The sequence below is a fragment of the Achromobacter sp. 10T422 genome, assembly GCF_056394065.1.
This window is the reverse complement of sequence record NZ_JBFTHD010000002.1, coordinates 189,992-206,342: the sequence shown is the minus strand read 5'-3', so window position 1 is coordinate 206,342 and position 16,351 is coordinate 189,992. Positions and strand designations below refer to the sequence as shown.

The 16,351-nt window shown below is 63.4% G+C and carries 17 protein-coding genes; 10 read left to right on the top strand and 7 right to left on the bottom strand.

Annotated features, from left to right (window positions below):
* Positions 1 to 37: 37 nt before the first annotated feature.
* From AC1DB0_RS05085 to AC1DB0_RS05060, 6 genes are all read left to right on the top strand, one after another.
* Positions 38 to 925: a branched-chain amino acid ABC transporter permease gene (locus tag AC1DB0_RS05085; RefSeq protein WP_054424084.1), complete on the top strand. Its 888-nt coding sequence runs from the start codon at positions 38 to 40 to the stop codon at positions 923 to 925.
* Positions 922 to 1,905: a branched-chain amino acid ABC transporter permease gene (locus AC1DB0_RS05080; protein ID WP_346552961.1), complete on the top strand. Its 984-nt coding sequence runs from the start codon at positions 922 to 924 to the stop codon at positions 1,903 to 1,905. The genes AC1DB0_RS05085 and AC1DB0_RS05080 overlap by 4 nt, the downstream gene beginning before the upstream one ends.
* Before the next feature lie 121 nt (positions 1,906 to 2,026).
* Entirely contained in the window at positions 2,027 to 3,070 is a 1,044-nt protein-coding gene (locus AC1DB0_RS05075; RefSeq protein ID WP_454668412.1) for an ABC transporter substrate-binding protein, read from the top strand.
* Positions 3,071 to 3,212: 142 nt separating this feature from the next.
* On the top strand, positions 3,213 to 4,058 hold the full coding sequence (locus AC1DB0_RS05070; protein WP_476757709.1) for a branched-chain amino acid aminotransferase: 846 nt from the start codon (positions 3,213 to 3,215) through the stop codon (positions 4,056 to 4,058).
* A gap of 75 nt (positions 4,059 to 4,133) precedes the next feature.
* The gene (locus AC1DB0_RS05065) at positions 4,134 to 6,329 is read left to right on the top strand and encodes a phosphocholine-specific phospholipase C (RefSeq protein WP_476757710.1); all 2,196 of its coding nucleotides are present in this window, start codon (positions 4,134 to 4,136) and stop codon (positions 6,327 to 6,329) included.
* Entirely contained in the window at positions 6,326 to 6,724 is a 399-nt protein-coding gene (locus tag AC1DB0_RS05060) for an ASCH domain-containing protein (protein ID WP_476757711.1), read from the top strand. Before AC1DB0_RS05065 ends, AC1DB0_RS05060 begins: the two co-directional genes overlap by 4 nt.
* 65 nt (positions 6,725 to 6,789) lie before the next feature.
* Here AC1DB0_RS05060 and AC1DB0_RS05055 read toward each other — a convergent pair whose 3' ends face one another.
* From AC1DB0_RS05055 to AC1DB0_RS05025, 7 genes are all read right to left on the bottom strand, one after another.
* Positions 6,790 to 7,551: an ABC transporter ATP-binding protein gene (locus AC1DB0_RS05055; RefSeq protein ID WP_476757712.1), complete on the bottom strand. Its 762-nt coding sequence runs from the start codon at positions 7,549 to 7,551 to the stop codon at positions 6,790 to 6,792.
* Positions 7,548 to 9,386 carry a branched-chain amino acid ABC transporter ATP-binding protein/permease gene (locus AC1DB0_RS05050; RefSeq protein WP_476757713.1) on the bottom strand — a complete coding sequence of 613 codons (1,839 nt, stop codon included), beginning with the start codon at positions 9,384 to 9,386 and terminating at the stop codon, positions 7,548 to 7,550. The genes AC1DB0_RS05055 and AC1DB0_RS05050 overlap by 4 nt, the downstream gene beginning before the upstream one ends.
* 5 nt (positions 9,387 to 9,391) lie before the next feature.
* Positions 9,392 to 10,429 carry a branched-chain amino acid ABC transporter permease gene (locus tag AC1DB0_RS05045; RefSeq protein WP_054424099.1) on the bottom strand — a complete coding sequence of 346 codons (1,038 nt, stop codon included), beginning with the start codon at positions 10,427 to 10,429 and terminating at the stop codon, positions 9,392 to 9,394.
* Positions 10,430 to 10,594: 165 nt separating this feature from the next.
* A complete protein-coding gene (locus AC1DB0_RS05040) occupies positions 10,595 to 11,758 on the bottom strand; it encodes an ABC transporter substrate-binding protein (protein WP_054424101.1) in 1,164 nt (387 codons plus the stop codon).
* 349 nt (positions 11,759 to 12,107) lie between these two features.
* Entirely contained in the window at positions 12,108 to 12,665 is a 558-nt protein-coding gene (locus tag AC1DB0_RS05035) for a biotin transporter BioY (RefSeq protein WP_054424102.1), read from the bottom strand.
* A 39-nt stretch (positions 12,666 to 12,704) separates the two neighbouring features.
* Positions 12,705 to 13,301 carry an energy-coupling factor transporter transmembrane component T family protein gene (locus AC1DB0_RS05030; RefSeq protein ID WP_054424104.1) on the bottom strand — a complete coding sequence of 199 codons (597 nt, stop codon included), beginning with the start codon at positions 13,299 to 13,301 and terminating at the stop codon, positions 12,705 to 12,707.
* The gene (locus AC1DB0_RS05025) at positions 13,298 to 13,975 is read right to left on the bottom strand and encodes an energy-coupling factor ABC transporter ATP-binding protein (RefSeq protein WP_054424106.1); all 678 of its coding nucleotides are present in this window, start codon (positions 13,973 to 13,975) and stop codon (positions 13,298 to 13,300) included. The genes AC1DB0_RS05030 and AC1DB0_RS05025 overlap by 4 nt, the downstream gene beginning before the upstream one ends.
* Before the next feature lie 52 nt (positions 13,976 to 14,027).
* On the opposite strand from AC1DB0_RS05025, the gene msrB reads away from it, so the two are divergent.
* From msrB to AC1DB0_RS05005, 4 genes are all read left to right on the top strand, one after another.
* Positions 14,028 to 14,426 (top strand): peptide-methionine (R)-S-oxide reductase MsrB, encoded by a 399-nt coding sequence (gene msrB, locus AC1DB0_RS05020; protein WP_054424108.1) that lies wholly within the window; start codon positions 14,028 to 14,030, stop codon positions 14,424 to 14,426.
* On the top strand, positions 14,427 to 15,002 hold the full coding sequence (locus AC1DB0_RS05015) for a septation protein A (protein ID WP_054424109.1): 576 nt from the start codon (positions 14,427 to 14,429) through the stop codon (positions 15,000 to 15,002).
* Positions 15,003 to 15,078: 76 nt separating this feature from the next.
* Positions 15,079 to 15,348, top strand: a complete 270-nt coding sequence (locus AC1DB0_RS05010; RefSeq protein ID WP_054424111.1) for a BolA family protein — start codon at positions 15,079 to 15,081, stop codon at positions 15,346 to 15,348.
* A 17-nt stretch (positions 15,349 to 15,365) separates the two neighbouring features.
* Entirely contained in the window at positions 15,366 to 16,142 is a 777-nt protein-coding gene (locus AC1DB0_RS05005; RefSeq protein WP_054424114.1) for a peptidylprolyl isomerase, read from the top strand.
* Positions 16,143 to 16,351: the final 209 nt, after the last annotated feature.

Here is a 16,351-nt window from a genome sequence, read left to right as displayed (position 1 = left end):
TGCTCGCTTCCATCCGTACGCGCAGGATTTTCACAAGATGACTGACCTTTTCGGCATCCCTATACAGGCCTTGTTCGGCCAGCTATTACTGGGCCTGGTCAACGGTTCCTTCTATGCCATGTTGTCGCTCGGGCTTGCCGTGATCTTCGGGCTGCTGAACGTCATCAACTTCGCGCACGGCGCGCTCTACATGCTGGGCGCGTTCATCGCCTGGATGGGGCTGTCGTACCTGGGGTTGAACTACTGGATCATGCTGATCCTGGCGCCGCTGGTCGTGGGGCTGTTCGGCATACTGATCGAAAAACTATTGCTCAAGCATCTGTACAAGCTTGATCACCTTTATGGGCTGCTGCTGACCTTCGGCCTGACCTTGCTGATCGAAGGCCTGTTCCGCAGCTTCTACGGCGTATCGGGGCAACCTTACCCGACCCCCGAAGCGCTGCGTGGCGCGACCAACCTGGGCTTCATGATTCTGCCGAACTATCGCGGCTGGGTCGTGGCGGCGTCGGTGGTGGTCTGCCTGGCGACCTGGTTCGTCATTGAACGCACTCGCCTGGGCGCCCTGCTGCGCGCTGGCACCGAGAACCCGCGCCTGGTTGAAGCCTTTGGCGTGAACGTGCCGCGCATGATCACGCTGACCTACGGTTTCGGCGTGGCGCTGGCCGGCTTTGCGGGTGTGCTGGCTGCGCCCGTTTTGCAGATTTCGCCGCTGATGGGGTCCAACCTCATCATCGTCGTGTTCGCCGTGGTCGTGATCGGGGGCATGGGGTCCATCATGGGCGCCATCGTGACCGGGTTGGGCCTGGGCGTGATTGAAGGACTGACCAAGGTGTTCTGGCCCGAAGCGTCCAGCACCGTGGTGTTCATCATCATGGCCATCGTTCTGTTGATCCGCCCGGCCGGGCTGTTCGGAAAAGAAAAATGAATCGTCAATTCCTGGGCTATGCGGTACTGGCCGTCGTGGTGGCCGCTCTCCCCTTCCTGGGGGTGTACCCGATCTTCGCCATGAAGATCATGTGCTACGCGCTCTTTGCCTGCGCATTCAACCTGCTCTTGGGCTTTACCGGGCTCTTGTCGTTCGGGCACGCCGCCTTCCTGGGCAGCGCGGCCTACGCGGCCGGGCACGCGATGAAGGTGTGGGGCTTTCCGACCGAGATCGGCCTGCTGTTCGGCGTGGGCGTGGCGGCGTTGCTGGGGCTGGCGATGGGCGCCATCGCCATTCGCCGCAGCGGCATCTACTTCGCGATGATCACGCTGGCGCTGGCGCAGATGGTGTTCTTCTTCTTCCTGCAAGCCAAGTTCACCGGCGGCGAAGACGGCCTGCAAAGCGTGCCGCGCGGCACCTTGCTGGGCATGCTGGATTTGTCCAAGGACATCAACCTGTACTACGTGGTGATGGGCATTTTCGTGCTGGGCTACTTCATCATCTGGCGCACGGTGAATTCGCCGTTCGGACAAGTGCTGCAAGCGCTGCGCGAGAACGAGCCGCGTGCGGTCTCGCTGGGTTATGACGTCGACCGCTTCAAGCTGCTGGCCTTCGTGCTGTCGGCCGCGCTGGCCGGGCTTGCCGGCGCCACCAAGACGCTGGTGTTCGTGTCGGCCACCTTGTCGGACGCCACCTGGCAGATGTCCGGGCTTGTCATTCTGATGACGCTGATCGGCGGGCTGGGCACCTTGACCGGCCCCATCCTCGGCGCCTTCATCGTGGTGCTGCTTGAGAACAAGGTGGGCGACTTCGGCCAGATGATGGCCAACCTGACCGGCGTGGAATGGTTCCTGCGCCTGGGCGAATCGGTCACCATCGTGATCGGCCTGATCTTCGTCATCTGCGTGCTGGCCTTCCGGCGCGGCATCGTGGGCGAAGTCGGCGCCTTCATCGACCGCCGGCGCGCCGCCCGCGCCTGACCGCATTCCGCCTGACCCTGCTTGTCACCCGGACGGGGCCGCATCATGCGGCCCCGTTTGCATTAGGGCCGCCACAAGCGCCCGTACAATAAAACGCACCCAATCCAACAGGTGCCTGACCATGCGCAACCCGCATCCGCTCGCCCCCGTCTCTGCCGCTTTGGCCCTGGCCGCGGCGCTGCTTGCTGCTCCCGCCGCGAATGCCGCCAGCCCGGCAGCAAGCCCTTCGGCAACCCCCACTTGTGAAGTCAACCGCCCCGTCCGCTTCAGCGGGCTGAACTGGGAGTCCAACCTGGTGTTGGCGGGCATCGAACGCTATGTGCTGGAACACGGCTACGGCTGCAAGACCACCGTCGAAATCGGTGAAACGCTGCCGATGCTGGCCGCACTGCAACGCGGCGATGTGGATGTCACGCCCGAAGTCTGGCCTGGCCAGATCGAAGGCGCCTGGAAAAAGGCCCTGGCCAGCGGCAAGGTGCTGGGCGTGGGCCATGTGTATGACGCGGGCGAAGGCTGGTACGTGCCGCGCTATACCGTCGAACGCCATCCTGAATTGAAGTCTGCCGCCGACCTGGCGCGCATGAAAGACGTGTTCGCCGACCCCGAGGAACCGGGACGCGGCCGCATCTACGGCTGCCCCGCCGGCTGGGCCTGCGGCACCTTGAACGACAACCTGCTACGTGCGCTGAAGCTGGACAAGGACTATTCGCTTTTCGCCCCCGGTTCCGGCGCGGCGCAAAAGGCGGCCATCGTGTCGGCCTACAAGCGCAAGCGCGATATCGTTTTCTATTACTGGACGCCCACGTCGCTGGTGGGTGCGCTGGACCTGGTGAAACTGGAACTGCCCGCCTTCGACCAGACGGCCTACACCTGCATGACCGATCCCAAATGCGCCAACCCCGTCGCCACGGAGTTCAAGCCCAATCCGGTCGTGACCGGCGTGAACGCGGCGTTTGCAAAGGACGCGCCCAAGATCGCGGAATTCCTCAGCAAGCTGACCGTGCCGGATGACGCTATCAACGCCACCTTGGGCTGGCTGGAAACAGAAGGCAAAGAACCCGAAGACGCCGCACGCTACTTCCTGAAGCAGTACGGCCCCGTCTGGCGGCAATGGATGCCAGCAGATGCCGCTGATCGTGTGCAGGCCGCATTGGCCCGTGATTGACGCACGAATGACGTGCGAATGACGTGCGATGGCGCGCCAACCTTGCCCGCCGCCTCATGTATCCTGACGTTTCGGCGCCGCCCCGGTAATGCCTCGGTATTGCCCCGGCTGCGTCACCCCACACAAGTGAAGGAAGATAAGCATGGACGCCCTGTATTGGCACAACGGTCACTGGACCACCGAAAACCCCAAACTGCTCGGCCCCGCCGACCACGCCTTCTGGATGGCCAGCATGGTCTTCGACGGCGCGCGCGCTTTCCGCGGCCTGACGCCTGACCTGGACCTGCACTGCCAGCGCGTTGTGCGTTCGGCTGAAAAGATGCTGATGAAGCCGCAGATCGATTGGGAAACGATCCAGAAGCTGTGCCTGGAAGCCGTGGCCAAATTCCCTGAAGGCACCGAGCTCTACATCAAGCCGATGTTCTATTGCGCCGACGGCTTCCTGTTGCCGGATGCCGATAAGACGCAATTCGTGCTGCACGTGTTCAAGGTGCCGATGCCGGGCGAACAAGGTTTCTCGGCCTGCTTCTCGAGCTTTGCTCGGTCGTGGCCGAACATGGCGCCCACCGACGCCAAGGCCTCCTGCCTGTACCCCAATGGCCAGCGCGCCATCCGCGAAGCCGCCGAAAAGGGTTTCGACAACGCCATCATGCTGGACGGCGCGGGCAACATCGCGGAATTCGCCACCAGCAATTTGTGGCTCGCCAAGAACGGCGTGGTGTCCACGCCGGTTGATAACGGCACGTTCCTGAACGGCATCACGCGCCGCCGCGTGCTGGCGCTGCTGAAGGCCGATGGCGTTGAAATGCAAGAGCGCAGCCTGACCCGCGCCGATGTCGAAGAAGCCGACGAAGTGTTCTCGTCCGGCAACTACGGCAAGGTGGTCCATGTGAACCGCGTGGAAGACCGCGTGCTGGAATACGGCCCGATGGCGCGCCGCGCGCACAAGCTGTACATGGACTACGCGGAAAGCACGGGCCGCAAGTAAAAACAGCCCGGCGCTGTCAGCGAAAAAAAAGGGAAACCCGCGTACGCTATCGGCTTCGCACCGCAAGGTAGAGCCATGCACAGCAGACGCGATTTCCTGCGCACGAGCGCATCCCTGGCAGGCGCCGGCAGCGCGCTGGCGTTCTTGCCCGCCTCGATTCGGCGGGCGCTTGCCATCCCCGCCAACCACCGCACCGGCACGATCCGCGATGTTGAACACATCGTGATCTTCATGCAGGAAAACCGGTCGTTCGATCATTACTTCGGCGGGCTCGCCGGGGTACGAGGCTTCGGCGACCGCTTTCCGATTCCGGTGCCGGACAGCCCCGACTATCGGCATCGCACCGTCTGGGCGCAATACAACGACAAGCCTGACGAAGGCGCTCCGCGCAGCGTGCTGCCCTATCACCTGGACACGCGCGAAGCCTTCGAGACCTTGCGCATCGCCAGCACACCGCATACCTGGTCCAACGCGCAAGACGCCTGGGACGCAGGCCGCATGGGCCAGTGGCCTGCCGCCAAGAAAAATCATTCGATGGCGTACTACACCGACGCCGACATGCCCTTCCAGTACGCAATGGCACGCGCCTTCACGGTGTGTGACGCCTATCACTGTTCGTTCACGGGCGGCACCAACACGAACCGGCTGTTCGTATGGAGCGGCACCAACGATGGCGAGGGGCGAGGCAACGGCCCGGCGCTGGGCAACGTCTACAACAAGCTCAAGGGCGGTGACCCCGCCCGCGCCTACACGTGGACGACCTATCCCGAACGGCTGGAAGCCGCTGGCGTCAGCTGGCGCATCTACCAAAACATGGCGGACAACTATTCGCTGAATCCCACGGCCGGGTTCAAAGCGTATCGCGATGCTTACCAAGGCGCACCGGGGTCGCTCGCGGCGCTGAAAGACAAGGCGCTGACGACGCGCGATCTGGACATGCTGCGGCAAGACGTGCTGGATGGCACGCTGCCGCAAGTGACATGGATATGCGCCACCAAGGCGGGCTCGGAACATCCCAGCCCGTCCAGCCCAGCGCAAGGCGCCGACTACACCGCGCGCGTGCTGGATGCATTGACGGCCAACCCCGAGGTCTGGAGCAAGACCGTCCTGCTGCTGATGTTCGACGAGAACGACGGCTTCTTCGACCACATGCCGCCGCCTGCGCCGCCATCGCGCGACGCCTCGGGTGCCATGGCGGGCGCGTCCACCGTGGACACGCGGGGCGAATATCACGAGATCATCACCGGCGTGGAAAAAGACGACACGCCGGCGCATCTGCATGGGGTTTATGGGCTGGGGCCACGCGTGCCGATGTACGTGCTGTCGCCGTGGACCAAAGGCGGCTGGGTCAACTCGCAGGTGTTCGATCACACCTCGGTGTTGCGCTTTGTTGAGCAGCGCTTTGGCGTGGCAGAGACGAACATTTCGCCGTGGCGGCGCGCGGTATGTGGTGACCTGACGTCGATCTTCGATTTCGCGAACCCCGACGGCGCCGACTTGCTGCGCGCGTTTCCCGCCACGTCCGAACGTGCGGCGCAAGCGTCGGCGTTACCCGGCACCGTCGTTCCGCCCGCGCCCGCCGAGCCTGGCCTTGCGCGCCAAGCGCCCGGCACCCGGCCATCGCGCGCGCTGCCCTATGCGCTGCACGTGCATGCGCGCGTCGACGGTGAACAAGTCACGCTGCAATGTGAGAATGTTGGCGCGGCAGGCGCGGTGCTGCACGTCTATGACCGCCTGCATCTGGAACGCGGCCCGCGCCGTTATACGGTCGGGGCCGGAAAACAGCTGGAAGGCCAATGGCTGACCTCGGAGGACGACGGCCGCTACGACCTTTGGGTGCTGGGGCCGAATGGCTTTCACCGGCATTACACGGGTGCTGCGGTTACCACCCCTGTCAGCCACGCTATGGATGCCACGGCCATGAGCCCCCCCGCCACCCCGCAGCTTGAAGTCATCGCCGCCTATGACAAACCGGGTGCATCCTTGCGGCTGTCGGTACACAACCCGGGAACGCAATCGCGCACGTTCCGCATGGCCGCCAATGCGTATGAGCACCCGCAGCAAGCCGACACGGCGTTGGCGCCCGGCGCGTCCGTTGACCTGTCCTGGGACATGACACGCACCGGCGGCTGGTACGACGTTACGGTGCGCGATAATGACGCTCCCGCGTGGTCGCGCCGGTTCGCCGGGCGCATCGAAACCGGCGCCCCATCCACCTCCGACCCCGCGATGGGTCAGGAACTGATCTTGCAATGGACACCGTTGGCATGAAACCGCCCGCCCCCTATGAAGATGCCGTGACCTTCCAGTTTGGCGACTCCCCCGCGCTGGCCGACGAATTGCTGGCGCTGGTACTGGCCGGCACCAAAACGGCCACCTGCGGCGCGCTCGCCCATTTCGACGACAACGAACCCGTGCCCCAGGCTGGCCGGCGCGATGTGGTGCTGGACGGCCAGGGCCGCCCGGCCTGCGTCATCGAAACCACCAGCGTGTTGATCCAGCGCTTTGACCAGGTGGACGAGGCGTTTGCGCTGGCAGAAGGCGAAGGCCCTTTTGATGTCTGGCGCGATGCGCACATTGCCTACTTCGACCGCAACGGCGGCTATGCGCCAGACATGATGCTGGCGTGTGAGCGCTTTCGCGTGGTGGAAGTCTTCAAGCGATAGTCTTCAAGCGATAAAAAACCGGGCGGCGCCCGGTTTTTATTTGGAAAGGACGGATGCGCGTCGCGTCAGTCCTTGTCCGCGCCCTTGCCCAGGCCGAGATAGCTTTCGATGACTTTCGGGTCACCCGCCAGCTCACGTGCCGGGCCATGGAGAATGACCTCGCCGGTTTCCAGCACGTAGCCGTAGTCGGCCACTTGCAATGCCGCGCGGGCGTTTTGTTCGACCAGCAGAATCGCCACACCCGTCTCGCGCAGGCGCGCGATGATGTGGAAGATCTCGCGCACGATACGCGGCGCCAAGCCAAGGCTGGGTTCATCCAGCATCAGCAAGGTGGGCTTGGCCATCAGCGCGCGGCCCACCGCCAGCATCTGGCGTTCACCGCCCGACAACGTGCCGGCCTGTTGCGCACGGCGTTCGCGCAAGCGCGGGAACAGGTCGAACACTTCGTTCAACGTGTCGCGCCAGCCGGCCTCGCGGGCACGGTAGCGGCGAAAGCCGCCCAGCAGCAGGTTGTCTTCCACGGACATGGTGCCGAACAGTTCGCGGCGTTCCGGCACCAGCGACATGCCGGCCGCCACACGGCGCTCGACCTGCCAGGTGGACACATCGGTGCCCGCGTACTGCACAGTGCCAGCCGCATGGCCGGTTTGGGGCAAGGACCCCATCATGGCGTTCAGCATGGTGGATTTGCCGGCGCCGTTGGCGCCGATCACCGTCACGATGCTGCCGGCAGGCACGGTCAGCGTGGCGCCGACCAGCGCGCCAACCTTGCCGTAGCGGGCCGACAGATTGCTGACTTCAAGAACGGGCGTTTGCGTCGCGCTCATTGCACACCTCCTGCCGACACGGGCTTGGCCTGATCCGCTTCGGGCAGGTCGTCGTCGATGCCGCCCAGATAGGCTTCCAACACCGCCGGGTTCTTTTGCACGTCGGCTGGCACGCCTTCGGCCAGCTTGGTGCCGAAATCCATCACCACCAGGTGGTTGGTCAGGCGCATCACAAAATCCATATCGTGTTCGACCAGCAGAATGCTCATGCCTTCCGCGCGCAGCTGCTCCAGCACCCGCGCCAGGTCTTGCTTTTCTTTGTAGCGCAGGCCGGCGGCAGGTTCGTCCAGCAACAGCAGCACCGGATCAGACGCCAAGGCGCGCGCGATTTCCAGAATGCGTTGCTGGCCCAGCGCCAGATTGCCCGCCTGTTCGTACAGGTATTCACCCAGGCCCACGCGCTTGATCTGCTCGGCGGCCTCGTGCAACAACTGTGCTTCGCGGGCGCGGTCCGAGTGCAAGGCGCCAGCCAGCACGCCGACGTCCGAGCGCAAGTGCGCGCCCAACGCCACGTTCTCCAGCACGGTCATGCCCGGCAGCAGCTGCACGTGTTGGAACGTGCGGCCCACGCCCAGCTTGGCGATCTCGCGCGCCGAACGATTGTCGATGCGCTGGCCCATGAACGTGACTTGGCCGCGCGTCACCGGCAACACGCCGCTGATCAGGTTGAAGGTCGTGCTCTTGCCGGCGCCGTTGGGACCGATCAAGCCCATGATCTCGCCGGAGCTGACCTTGAAGGTGATGTCATTGACGGCAACCAGACCGCCGAACTCCTTGCGGATGGCGTCCACTTCCAGCACCACCTGACCCGCTTGCGGACGTGCGCGCGTCGGCAACGCCGGTGCGGGCGCGGGCGGCGCCAGATTACGGCGCGAACCATCAGCGCCCGTGATGCTGCCCCACCAGCCCGCCAGAATCGGCCACAGGCCGTTGCGGGCGTATTGCAGCATCAGGATCAGCATCACGCCGAAGACGATCATCTCGAAGTTGGCGTTGGTGTCCAGCAGCTTGGGCAGCCAGTTCTGCAACTGGTCTTTCAGCACCAGGATGACGCTGGAACCGAGCAATGCGCCCCAGACATAGCCCGCACCGCCCACTACCGCCATGAACAGGTATTCAATACCGTAGTTCACGCCGAAGGGGCTGGGGCTGACGGCGCGCTGCATGTGCGCGTAGAGCCAGCCCGAAATGCACGCCAGCAACGCCGCCCACACGAAGATCACAACCTTGTACGCAGCGGTGTTCACGCCCATCGATTCGGCCATGCCCGCGCCGCTTTTCAGCGCGCGGATGGCGCGCCCCGGACGCGAGTTCAGCAGATTGCGGGTTGCCCACAGCGCCAACAGCACGAACACCCAGATCAGGTAATAAATGTGGCGGCCGTTGGCCAGCGACATCCCGAAGATGCTGATGGGTTCAATGCCGGCGATGCCGTCGTGCTTGCCCAGCCAGTCGATATTGCCGAACAGGAAGTACAGCGACAGGCCCCAGGCGATGGTGCCCAGCGGCAGGTAGTGGCCCGACAGGCGCAAGGTGAGCGCGCCCAGCAGATAGGCCACGACGGCGGTCAGGATCAGGCCGGCCGGCAAGGCCAGCCACGGCGACACGTCGTACTGCGTGGTCAGGAATGCGGTGGTGTAGGCGCCCAGACCCACAAACGCGGCCTGGCCGAACGACGTCAGGCCACCCACGCCGGTCAGCAGCACCAGACCCAGCACAACCAGGCTGGCCAGACCGATGTAATTCAGTTGCGTCACCCAGAACTCGGGCGTGACCGGCACCAATGGCAGGCCCGCCAGGACGACAAGAAATACGACAAGCAGAATGCGGTTCATGACGTTTATTCCTCTTCGTCCACGTGATGGGTGCTGAACGAACGCCAGACCAGAACCGGGATAATCAAGGTAAAGACGATCACTTCCTTATAGGCGCTGGCCCAGAAGGACGAGAAGGATTCCAGCACGCCCACCAGCAGCGAGCCGGCGGCCGCCACGGGGTAGCTGGCCAGGCCGCCGATGATGGCGCCCACAAAGCCCTTCAGGCCAATCAGGAAGCCGGTGTCGTAATACACGGTGGTGATCGGTGCGATCAGCATGCCGGACATCGCGCCGATGGCGGTGGCCAGCGTGAACGTCAGGCTGCCCGACATCGTGGTGCTGATGCCCACCAGACGCGCACCGCGGCGGTTGACGGCGGTGGCGCGCAGCGCGCGGCCATACAGCGTCTTGCCGAAGAACAGCCACAGCGCAATGATGAGCAGCGCGCAGGTTGCCACCACGAACAGGCTTTGCGCGGACCAGACCATGAAGCCCAGATCCACCTGCCCGCTGACGAATGCCGGCGTGCGCCAGCCTTCCGCGCCAAAGAACACCAGCGCCAGACCCGTCAGCGCGAAGTGCACGGCAACCGAGACGATCAGCAGCACCAGCACGGTGGCTTCGGCCAAAGGCTGATAGACGATGCGATAGACCATCGGGCCCATCGGGATCACGAGCAACAGCGTCAGCAGCATGTTCAGCCACAGCGAGTTGTCGGGACCGGTGTAGCTCTTCGTCAGCCACAGCAGAGCCAGCGGCAGAACGATACAGGTGATCAGTGATTTGGGTACGCCCGCAAAGCTGCGGGTGCGCACGGCGCGCAGCAGCTCAAGCGCGAGGCAGACCACGCCCAGCAGCGGCAGCAGATAGGCGGTGCCGGGCACCTTGCCATCCACGAGCATGGCGAGCGTCAGGGCGCCAAACGCCACGAACTCGCCCTGGGGAATGAAAATGACGCGCGTAACGGCGAAAACCAGCACCAGAGCCATGCCCAGGAGGGCATAGATGGCGCCGTTGACGACACCGTCTTGCAGCAGGATCAGCGCAATAGAGGAATCCATCTAACAACCTTATTGATTCTTGGTGTTCCGACCCCACCCGGAACACTGATACGACACACCGGCCGGATAGGCCGGTGCGAAGCATTGCTCAGGTGCCGCAAGACAGGCGCTATGGAATGGCGCCGCCTTGCGTTCTGCACCCGTGGATCGGGCAATCCTGGGGAATTACAGGCCGGGCTGGTAGACCCACTTGCCGCCTTCAACCTTGACGATGACGCGCGAACGCTCGTCAAAGCCAGCGTGGTCGGTGGGCGACATGTTGAACACGCCTTGCGAGGCGGCCAGATCCTTCACGCCTTCCAGCGCGTCGCGCATGGCGGCGCGGAATTCCGGCGTGCCCGGCTTGGCGCCGGTCTTCAGCGCAACCGGCAATGCTGCCACAACCAGTTGACCGGCGTCCCACATGTGGCCGCCGAACGTGTTGGTGGAGCCGGCGCCGTTGGCCTTCTCGTAGGTTTCAACGTAGGCCAGGGCCGACTTCTTCACCGGGTTGCTATCCGGCAATTGGGCGGCGACCAGCAGCGGACCGGCCGGCAGGTACATGCCGTCGCAATCCTTGCCGCACACGCGCAGCACGTCGTTGTTGGCGGCGCCGTGGGTTTGATAGATGGTGCCGCCGAAGTTGCGAGCCTTCAGTTCCTTTTGCGGCAAGGCGGACGGGGTGCCCGCGCCGGCGATCAGGATGGCGTCCGGCTTTGCGCCGACCAGCTTGAGCACCTGGCCCGTCACGCTGGTGTCGGTGCGGCTGTATTTTTCGATGGCGACGATTTCAATGCCCTTGGCCTTGGCGGCCTTTTGCATCACGTCGAGCCAGCCGTCGCCGTACGCGTCGGCAAAGCCGATGAAGCCCAGCGTCTTGACCTTGGACTTGGCCATGGCGTCAGCCAGGGCGCCAGCCATCAGGGCGTCGTTCTGCGGGGTCTTGAAGACCCAGCGGCGCTTGTCATCAACCGGTTCGACGATCTTGGCGCTGGCGGCCACGCTGATCATCGGCACTTTGGCTTCGGCGGCCACGTCGACCATGGCCAGCGAGCCCGGCGTGACGGACGTGCCGATCAGCACATCGACCTTGTCGTCGGAGGCCAGCTTGCGCGAGTTCTTGACGGCTTGCGTGGTGTCGGTGGCGTCGTCCAGGACGATCCATTCGATCTTCTGGCCGGCCACTTCCTTGGGCAGCAGCGCCACGGTATTGCGCTCGGGAATACCCAGCGATGCAGCGGGGCCGGTGCTGGACACCGTCACGCCGACTTTGACCTGAGCGCTCGCCAGGAGCGGCAGAGCCAGGGCGAAGGCGGCAGCCGCCGCGGACAAGCCGAAGTGCTTGCGCATATTTTTTGTCTCCTGTGGTGGCTCTTATGTGCCTCGATTGAGGCGAAGCGAGCCTAGTTAAAGTTATACAGAAAAAAATATTATAGGGTTAAAACAGTATCAGATGACGACGCGCAACTCCGGTAAATCCCTGATGTGCTACAGAAACCTTGTCTCAGCAAACGCATTCGTTAATGGCGAACTTGTACTAGAAAAACTTTTGGCGCGTCAGTTGGGGGATTCCCTTGGACGTGCGCAGCATGCCCTAAACAGGTCGGGCCGCCGGTTACGGTCCTGTCACCGCACGAATGACACCGGCGGTTAGCCGTTAGCCGTTAGCCGTTAGGCGTCAGCGGCTAGGCGCCAGGTCCTAGCGGCCCAGCATCGGCCAGACGCGCTCCACCCGGGACGCCACCCACGCGGCCACCACGGCTTTCACCAGATCGCCCGGCAAGAACACCGCCACCGCCGTGGCCGCCTTGGGCAAGCCCATCTTGGTGACCGAGGCCAGCCACGGCACGCCAAAGGCGTAGACCACGACGATGCCGCCCACGATGCAGGCCACCACGTAGCCCACGAGCTTTGCCCACGTGCCCGTTGCGCGGCCCGCCAGCACACGCGCCAGCCAGCCCGTGACAAAAGCGCCCACCACCATGCCAATCAAAAAGCCGCCCGTCGGGCCGAGAAACGCGCCCAAGCCGCCGCGGCCGCCAGGCAATACCGGCAGGCCGATAGCCGCCAGCACCAGATAAAGCAGGCAAGCCAGCGCGCCGCGCACAGGCCCCAGCATCGCGCCAGCCAGCATGGCGCCCAGCGTCTGCAGCGTGATCGGCACCGGGATGCCGGGCAGCGGAATCGGCGGCATCAGGCTCAAGACGACGATCAACGCCGCGAACAGCGCGATCAGCACGGTGTTATTGGATTTCATGGTCTTACCTTCCAGAGGGTCAAAACGAGCACGCCGCCGTCAGGGGCTGCGCGCATCGATGGCTTCGGCCACTTCCTGAGCGCGCTTCAGGGTCAGCACGATCAGGGGCACGATCAGGGCGACGGGGTGCGCGCCCAGGCCGCGAGCGGCTTGGGCTTCACGGATTTCCTGAAAATTTCGCCAGATTTCTGGCACGAAGCGCAAGGCCAGGGCTAGCGCCAGCGCTACCTTGCCGGCATCCACCAGGCCAATGCGTTCCAACGGTTTCAGCACACGTTCGCAGACGTCGATCAGGTCGGACGTCCGAGTCGCCAGCGTGACGGCCAGCGCCAGGCCCACCATGGCGCCCACGCGCAACAGGACGGCCAGCGCGTCAATCCAGCCCTGAAACCATCCCGTAAACAGACCCACCGCCAGCAGCACCCAGAGCAGCCCGCGCACCTGGCGCCAGACGGCACGCGCCGTAACGCCCGTGGACCAGACGAGGATCGCCGCCAGCGCAAACGCCAGGGCCAGCCAGCGCGGGTCGCGCAGCACGAACAGCCCCGCCCCAGCCGCGACCAGCGCGGCCAGCTTCAGCCACGCCGGCAGCCGGTGCAGCGGCGACCGGCCGGCGACGTATAGCGGCTCCATCATGCGCAGTGCTCCCGGTACCAGCGCAGGGCGGCAGCCGGCGCGTCGTCAGCGGCGATGCCGCCGTCACGCACAACCAGCACACGGTCGAAATCTTCCAGCAGTTCCAGATCATGGCTGACGACGATGGCATCGTGCGGCAGCTCGGCAATGGCGCGGCGCACGCGATTTCGGTTGCGCAAGTCCAGTTGCGTGGTGGGCTCGTCAAAGACAATCAACGCCGGTTCCATGACCAGAACAGCCGCCAGCGCCACCAGTTGGCGTTCACCGCCCGACAGCGTGTGGCTGGTGCGATCGGCCAGATGCCCCACGCCCAACGCGCCCAGTTGGGCATCGATGCGCGTTTCTCGCAGCGCCTTGTCCCGTTCCAGATTTTTCAGGCCAAACGCCAGGTCTTCCCGCACGATGGGAAAGACAATCTGATTTTCGGGATTTTGAAAAACGAATCCAACCTGGCGGCGCACGGCTTTCAAATCGTGCCGGGTATCCAGCCCATTTACCCGGACGCTTCCCGCTGAGGGCAGCACCAGACCATTGATCAGCCGGGCCAGCGTGCTCTTTCCAGCACCATTGGGGCCGACGATGCCGATGCGGCGTTCGGCCAGGGTTACGCTCACCCCGCGCAACACTTCCGCCTGGGGCGTAGCCACTACCGCCTGGTCAAACTCGATTAACATGGGGCGGAATTATGCCCGAACCATTTCGGGCATCGGGACTCCAAGAGCTGATATGGAAAAAGTACGCAAAACCGACGCCGAATGGCGTGCACAACTTTCCCCCGAAGAATACGTGGTCACCCGCCAAAAGGGTACCGAACGCGCGTTCACCGGGCGTTACTGGAATACGACCACGCCGGGCATCTACCGCTGCGTAGGCTGTGGCACGGCGCTGTTCGCATCCGACACCAAATTCGACGCCGGCTGTGGCTGGCCCAGCTACTTCCAGGCGCTGGACCCGGAACTGGTTCGCGAAGAACGCGACGTCAGCCACGGCATGGTGCGCACCGAAGTGCTGTGCAACGTCTGCGACTCGCATCTGGGACACGTCTTCCCCGACGGCCCGGAGCCCACCGGGCTGCGCTATTGCATCAATTCCCTGTCGATGACGTTTGAACCCATAGAAGACTGAATGAAGAAGTTTCTGTTCGACCTGTTCCCGCTGTTCCTGTTCTTCATTGCCTATCGGTACACGGACATCTTCATCGCCACGGGCGTCGCCATGGCGGCGGCCGTGCTGCAGATTATCTGGCTGAAGGCAACAGGCCGCGCCACCGAAGCCATGCACTGGATCAACCTCACGGTGATCCTGGTCTTTGGCGGCGCCACAATCTGGCTGCACAGCGACGTCTTCATCAAGTGGAAGCCCACCGTGCTGTATTGGATGTTTGGCGGCGCGCTGCTGTTTGCCCGCCTGCTGTTTGGCCGCAACCTGATCCGCCGCCTGATGGAAAAGCAGATCCAGTTGCCTGACGCCGCCTGGGACAAGCTGAACCTGGTGTGGGCAGCCTTCTTCCTCGTCGCCGGCGCGCTGAATCTGTATGTGGCATTTTCCGGCCACTTCACCGAATCGCAATGGGTGAGCTTCAAGGCATTTGGCCTGATGGGCCTGATGGTCGTCTTTGTGATTGGCCAGTCAGTGTGGCTGGGCAAGCACATCCAGACGGACGAAAACGCCGGCTCCGGCACCCCGCCGACCAAGCCCTGATCCGCCAGACGGCCTAATAAACCCTCGGCGCGCGCGCTAAACCGGCTGCGCGCGCCGGAACTTTCATATTGCCGCCATGTCAGACACCACCGATCGCATCGCCCTGATCCGGGAGCGCCTAGCCGCCCTGGAACCCCTCACTTTGGACATTCTGGACGACTCGCATTTGCATGCCGGCCACGAAGGCAGTAAAAACGGCGCCGGCCATTATCGCGTGCACATCGTGGCGCCTTGCTTTGCAGGGCTCTCCGCCGTGGCGCGCCATAGGCTGGTGTATCATCATTTGCAAGATTTGATCCCCTATCCGATTCATGCGCTTGCGCTAGATGCCCAGGCTCCCAAATAGAAAGTAAAAGGATATTCATGAAACGCATCGTCATGCTGGCTGCGGCCTGCGTCATCGCCGTGCCTGCTTTCGCGCAGAACGTGGCCACCGTTAACGGCAAGGCCATTCCGCAAAAGAATTTGGATCAATTCGTCAAGCTGCTGGTCAGCCAAGGCGCGACCGATTCGCCGCAACTGCGCGAACAGGTCAAGCAGGAAATGATCAACCGCCAAATCTTCGTGCAAGCTGCTGAATCCAGCGGCATCGCCAAGCAGGCCGACGTTCAGACCGAGATCGAACTGGCCCGCCAAGGCATCCTGGTCCGCGCCCTGATGGCCGACTACCTGGCCAAGAACCCGGTGTCGGACGCCAAGGTCACGGCGGAATACGAGAAGATCAAGAAGGAACAAGCCGGCAAGATGGAATACAAGGTCCGTCATATCCTCGTCGAAGACGAGAAGACGGCCAATGACCTGCTGGCTCAGATCAAGAGCAACAAGAACAAGTTCGACGATCTGGCCAAGAAGAACTCGAAGGACCCCGGCAGCGCCGAAAAGGGTGGCGATCTGGGTTGGGCTCCCCCGACCAACTACGTCCAGCCGTTCGCGCAAGCCGTGACTCAGCTGAAGAAGGGCGAACTGGTGGACAAGCCGGTCCAAACCCAATTCGGCTGGCACATCATCAAGGTTGAGGACACCCGCCCGGTGGAATTCCCGCCGCTGGATCAAGTGCGTCCGCAACTGGAAGAAATGCTGCGCCAGCAAACCCTGGCCGACTACCAGAAGCAACTGCGCGACAAGGCCAAGATTCAGTAAGCCTGCGCCAGACCCAAAACTGCCCGCCGATGCGGGCAGTTTTTTTTTGCCCGTGCAGATCGTACGTTCAGGGCCAAAAAAAAGCTGTGCGCCCAAGGGCGTACAGCTTTTTTGTTTTGCGGGCTGATCTACTGGCGGGTTGATCTACTGGCGGGCGAATCTACTGGCGGGCAGATCTACCGGCGGGTGATCTTTTGCCGGGCGATCAA

Coding starts and splice junctions, on each gene's coding strand:
- AC1DB0_RS05085 (WP_054424084.1), top strand. CDS start 38: ATGACTGACCTTTTCGGCATCCCTATACAGGCCTTGTTCGGCCAGCTA.
- AC1DB0_RS05080 (WP_346552961.1), top strand. CDS start 922: ATGAATCGTCAATTCCTGGGCTATGCGGTACTGGCCGTCGTGGTGGCC.
- AC1DB0_RS05075 (WP_454668412.1), top strand. CDS start 2,027: ATGCGCAACCCGCATCCGCTCGCCCCCGTCTCTGCCGCTTTGGCCCTG.
- AC1DB0_RS05070 (WP_476757709.1), top strand. CDS start 3,213: ATGGACGCCCTGTATTGGCACAACGGTCACTGGACCACCGAAAACCCC.
- AC1DB0_RS05065 (WP_476757710.1), top strand. CDS start 4,134: ATGCACAGCAGACGCGATTTCCTGCGCACGAGCGCATCCCTGGCAGGC.
- AC1DB0_RS05060 (WP_476757711.1), top strand. CDS start 6,326: ATGAAACCGCCCGCCCCCTATGAAGATGCCGTGACCTTCCAGTTTGGC.
- AC1DB0_RS05055 (WP_476757712.1), bottom strand. CDS start 7,551: ATGAGCGCGACGCAAACGCCCGTTCTTGAAGTCAGCAATCTGTCGGCC.
- AC1DB0_RS05050 (WP_476757713.1), bottom strand. CDS start 9,386: ATGAACCGCATTCTGCTTGTCGTATTTCTTGTCGTCCTGGCGGGCCTG.
- AC1DB0_RS05045 (WP_054424099.1), bottom strand. CDS start 10,429: ATGGATTCCTCTATTGCGCTGATCCTGCTGCAAGACGGTGTCGTCAAC.
- AC1DB0_RS05040 (WP_054424101.1), bottom strand. CDS start 11,758: ATGCGCAAGCACTTCGGCTTGTCCGCGGCGGCTGCCGCCTTCGCCCTG.
- AC1DB0_RS05035 (WP_054424102.1), bottom strand. CDS start 12,665: ATGAAATCCAATAACACCGTGCTGATCGCGCTGTTCGCGGCGTTGATC.
- AC1DB0_RS05030 (WP_054424104.1), bottom strand. CDS start 13,301: ATGATGGAGCCGCTATACGTCGCCGGCCGGTCGCCGCTGCACCGGCTG.
- AC1DB0_RS05025 (WP_054424106.1), bottom strand. CDS start 13,975: ATGTTAATCGAGTTTGACCAGGCGGTAGTGGCTACGCCCCAGGCGGAA.
- msrB (WP_054424108.1), top strand. CDS start 14,028: ATGGAAAAAGTACGCAAAACCGACGCCGAATGGCGTGCACAACTTTCC.
- AC1DB0_RS05015 (WP_054424109.1), top strand. CDS start 14,427: ATGAAGAAGTTTCTGTTCGACCTGTTCCCGCTGTTCCTGTTCTTCATT.
- AC1DB0_RS05010 (WP_054424111.1), top strand. CDS start 15,079: ATGTCAGACACCACCGATCGCATCGCCCTGATCCGGGAGCGCCTAGCC.
- AC1DB0_RS05005 (WP_054424114.1), top strand. CDS start 15,366: ATGAAACGCATCGTCATGCTGGCTGCGGCCTGCGTCATCGCCGTGCCT.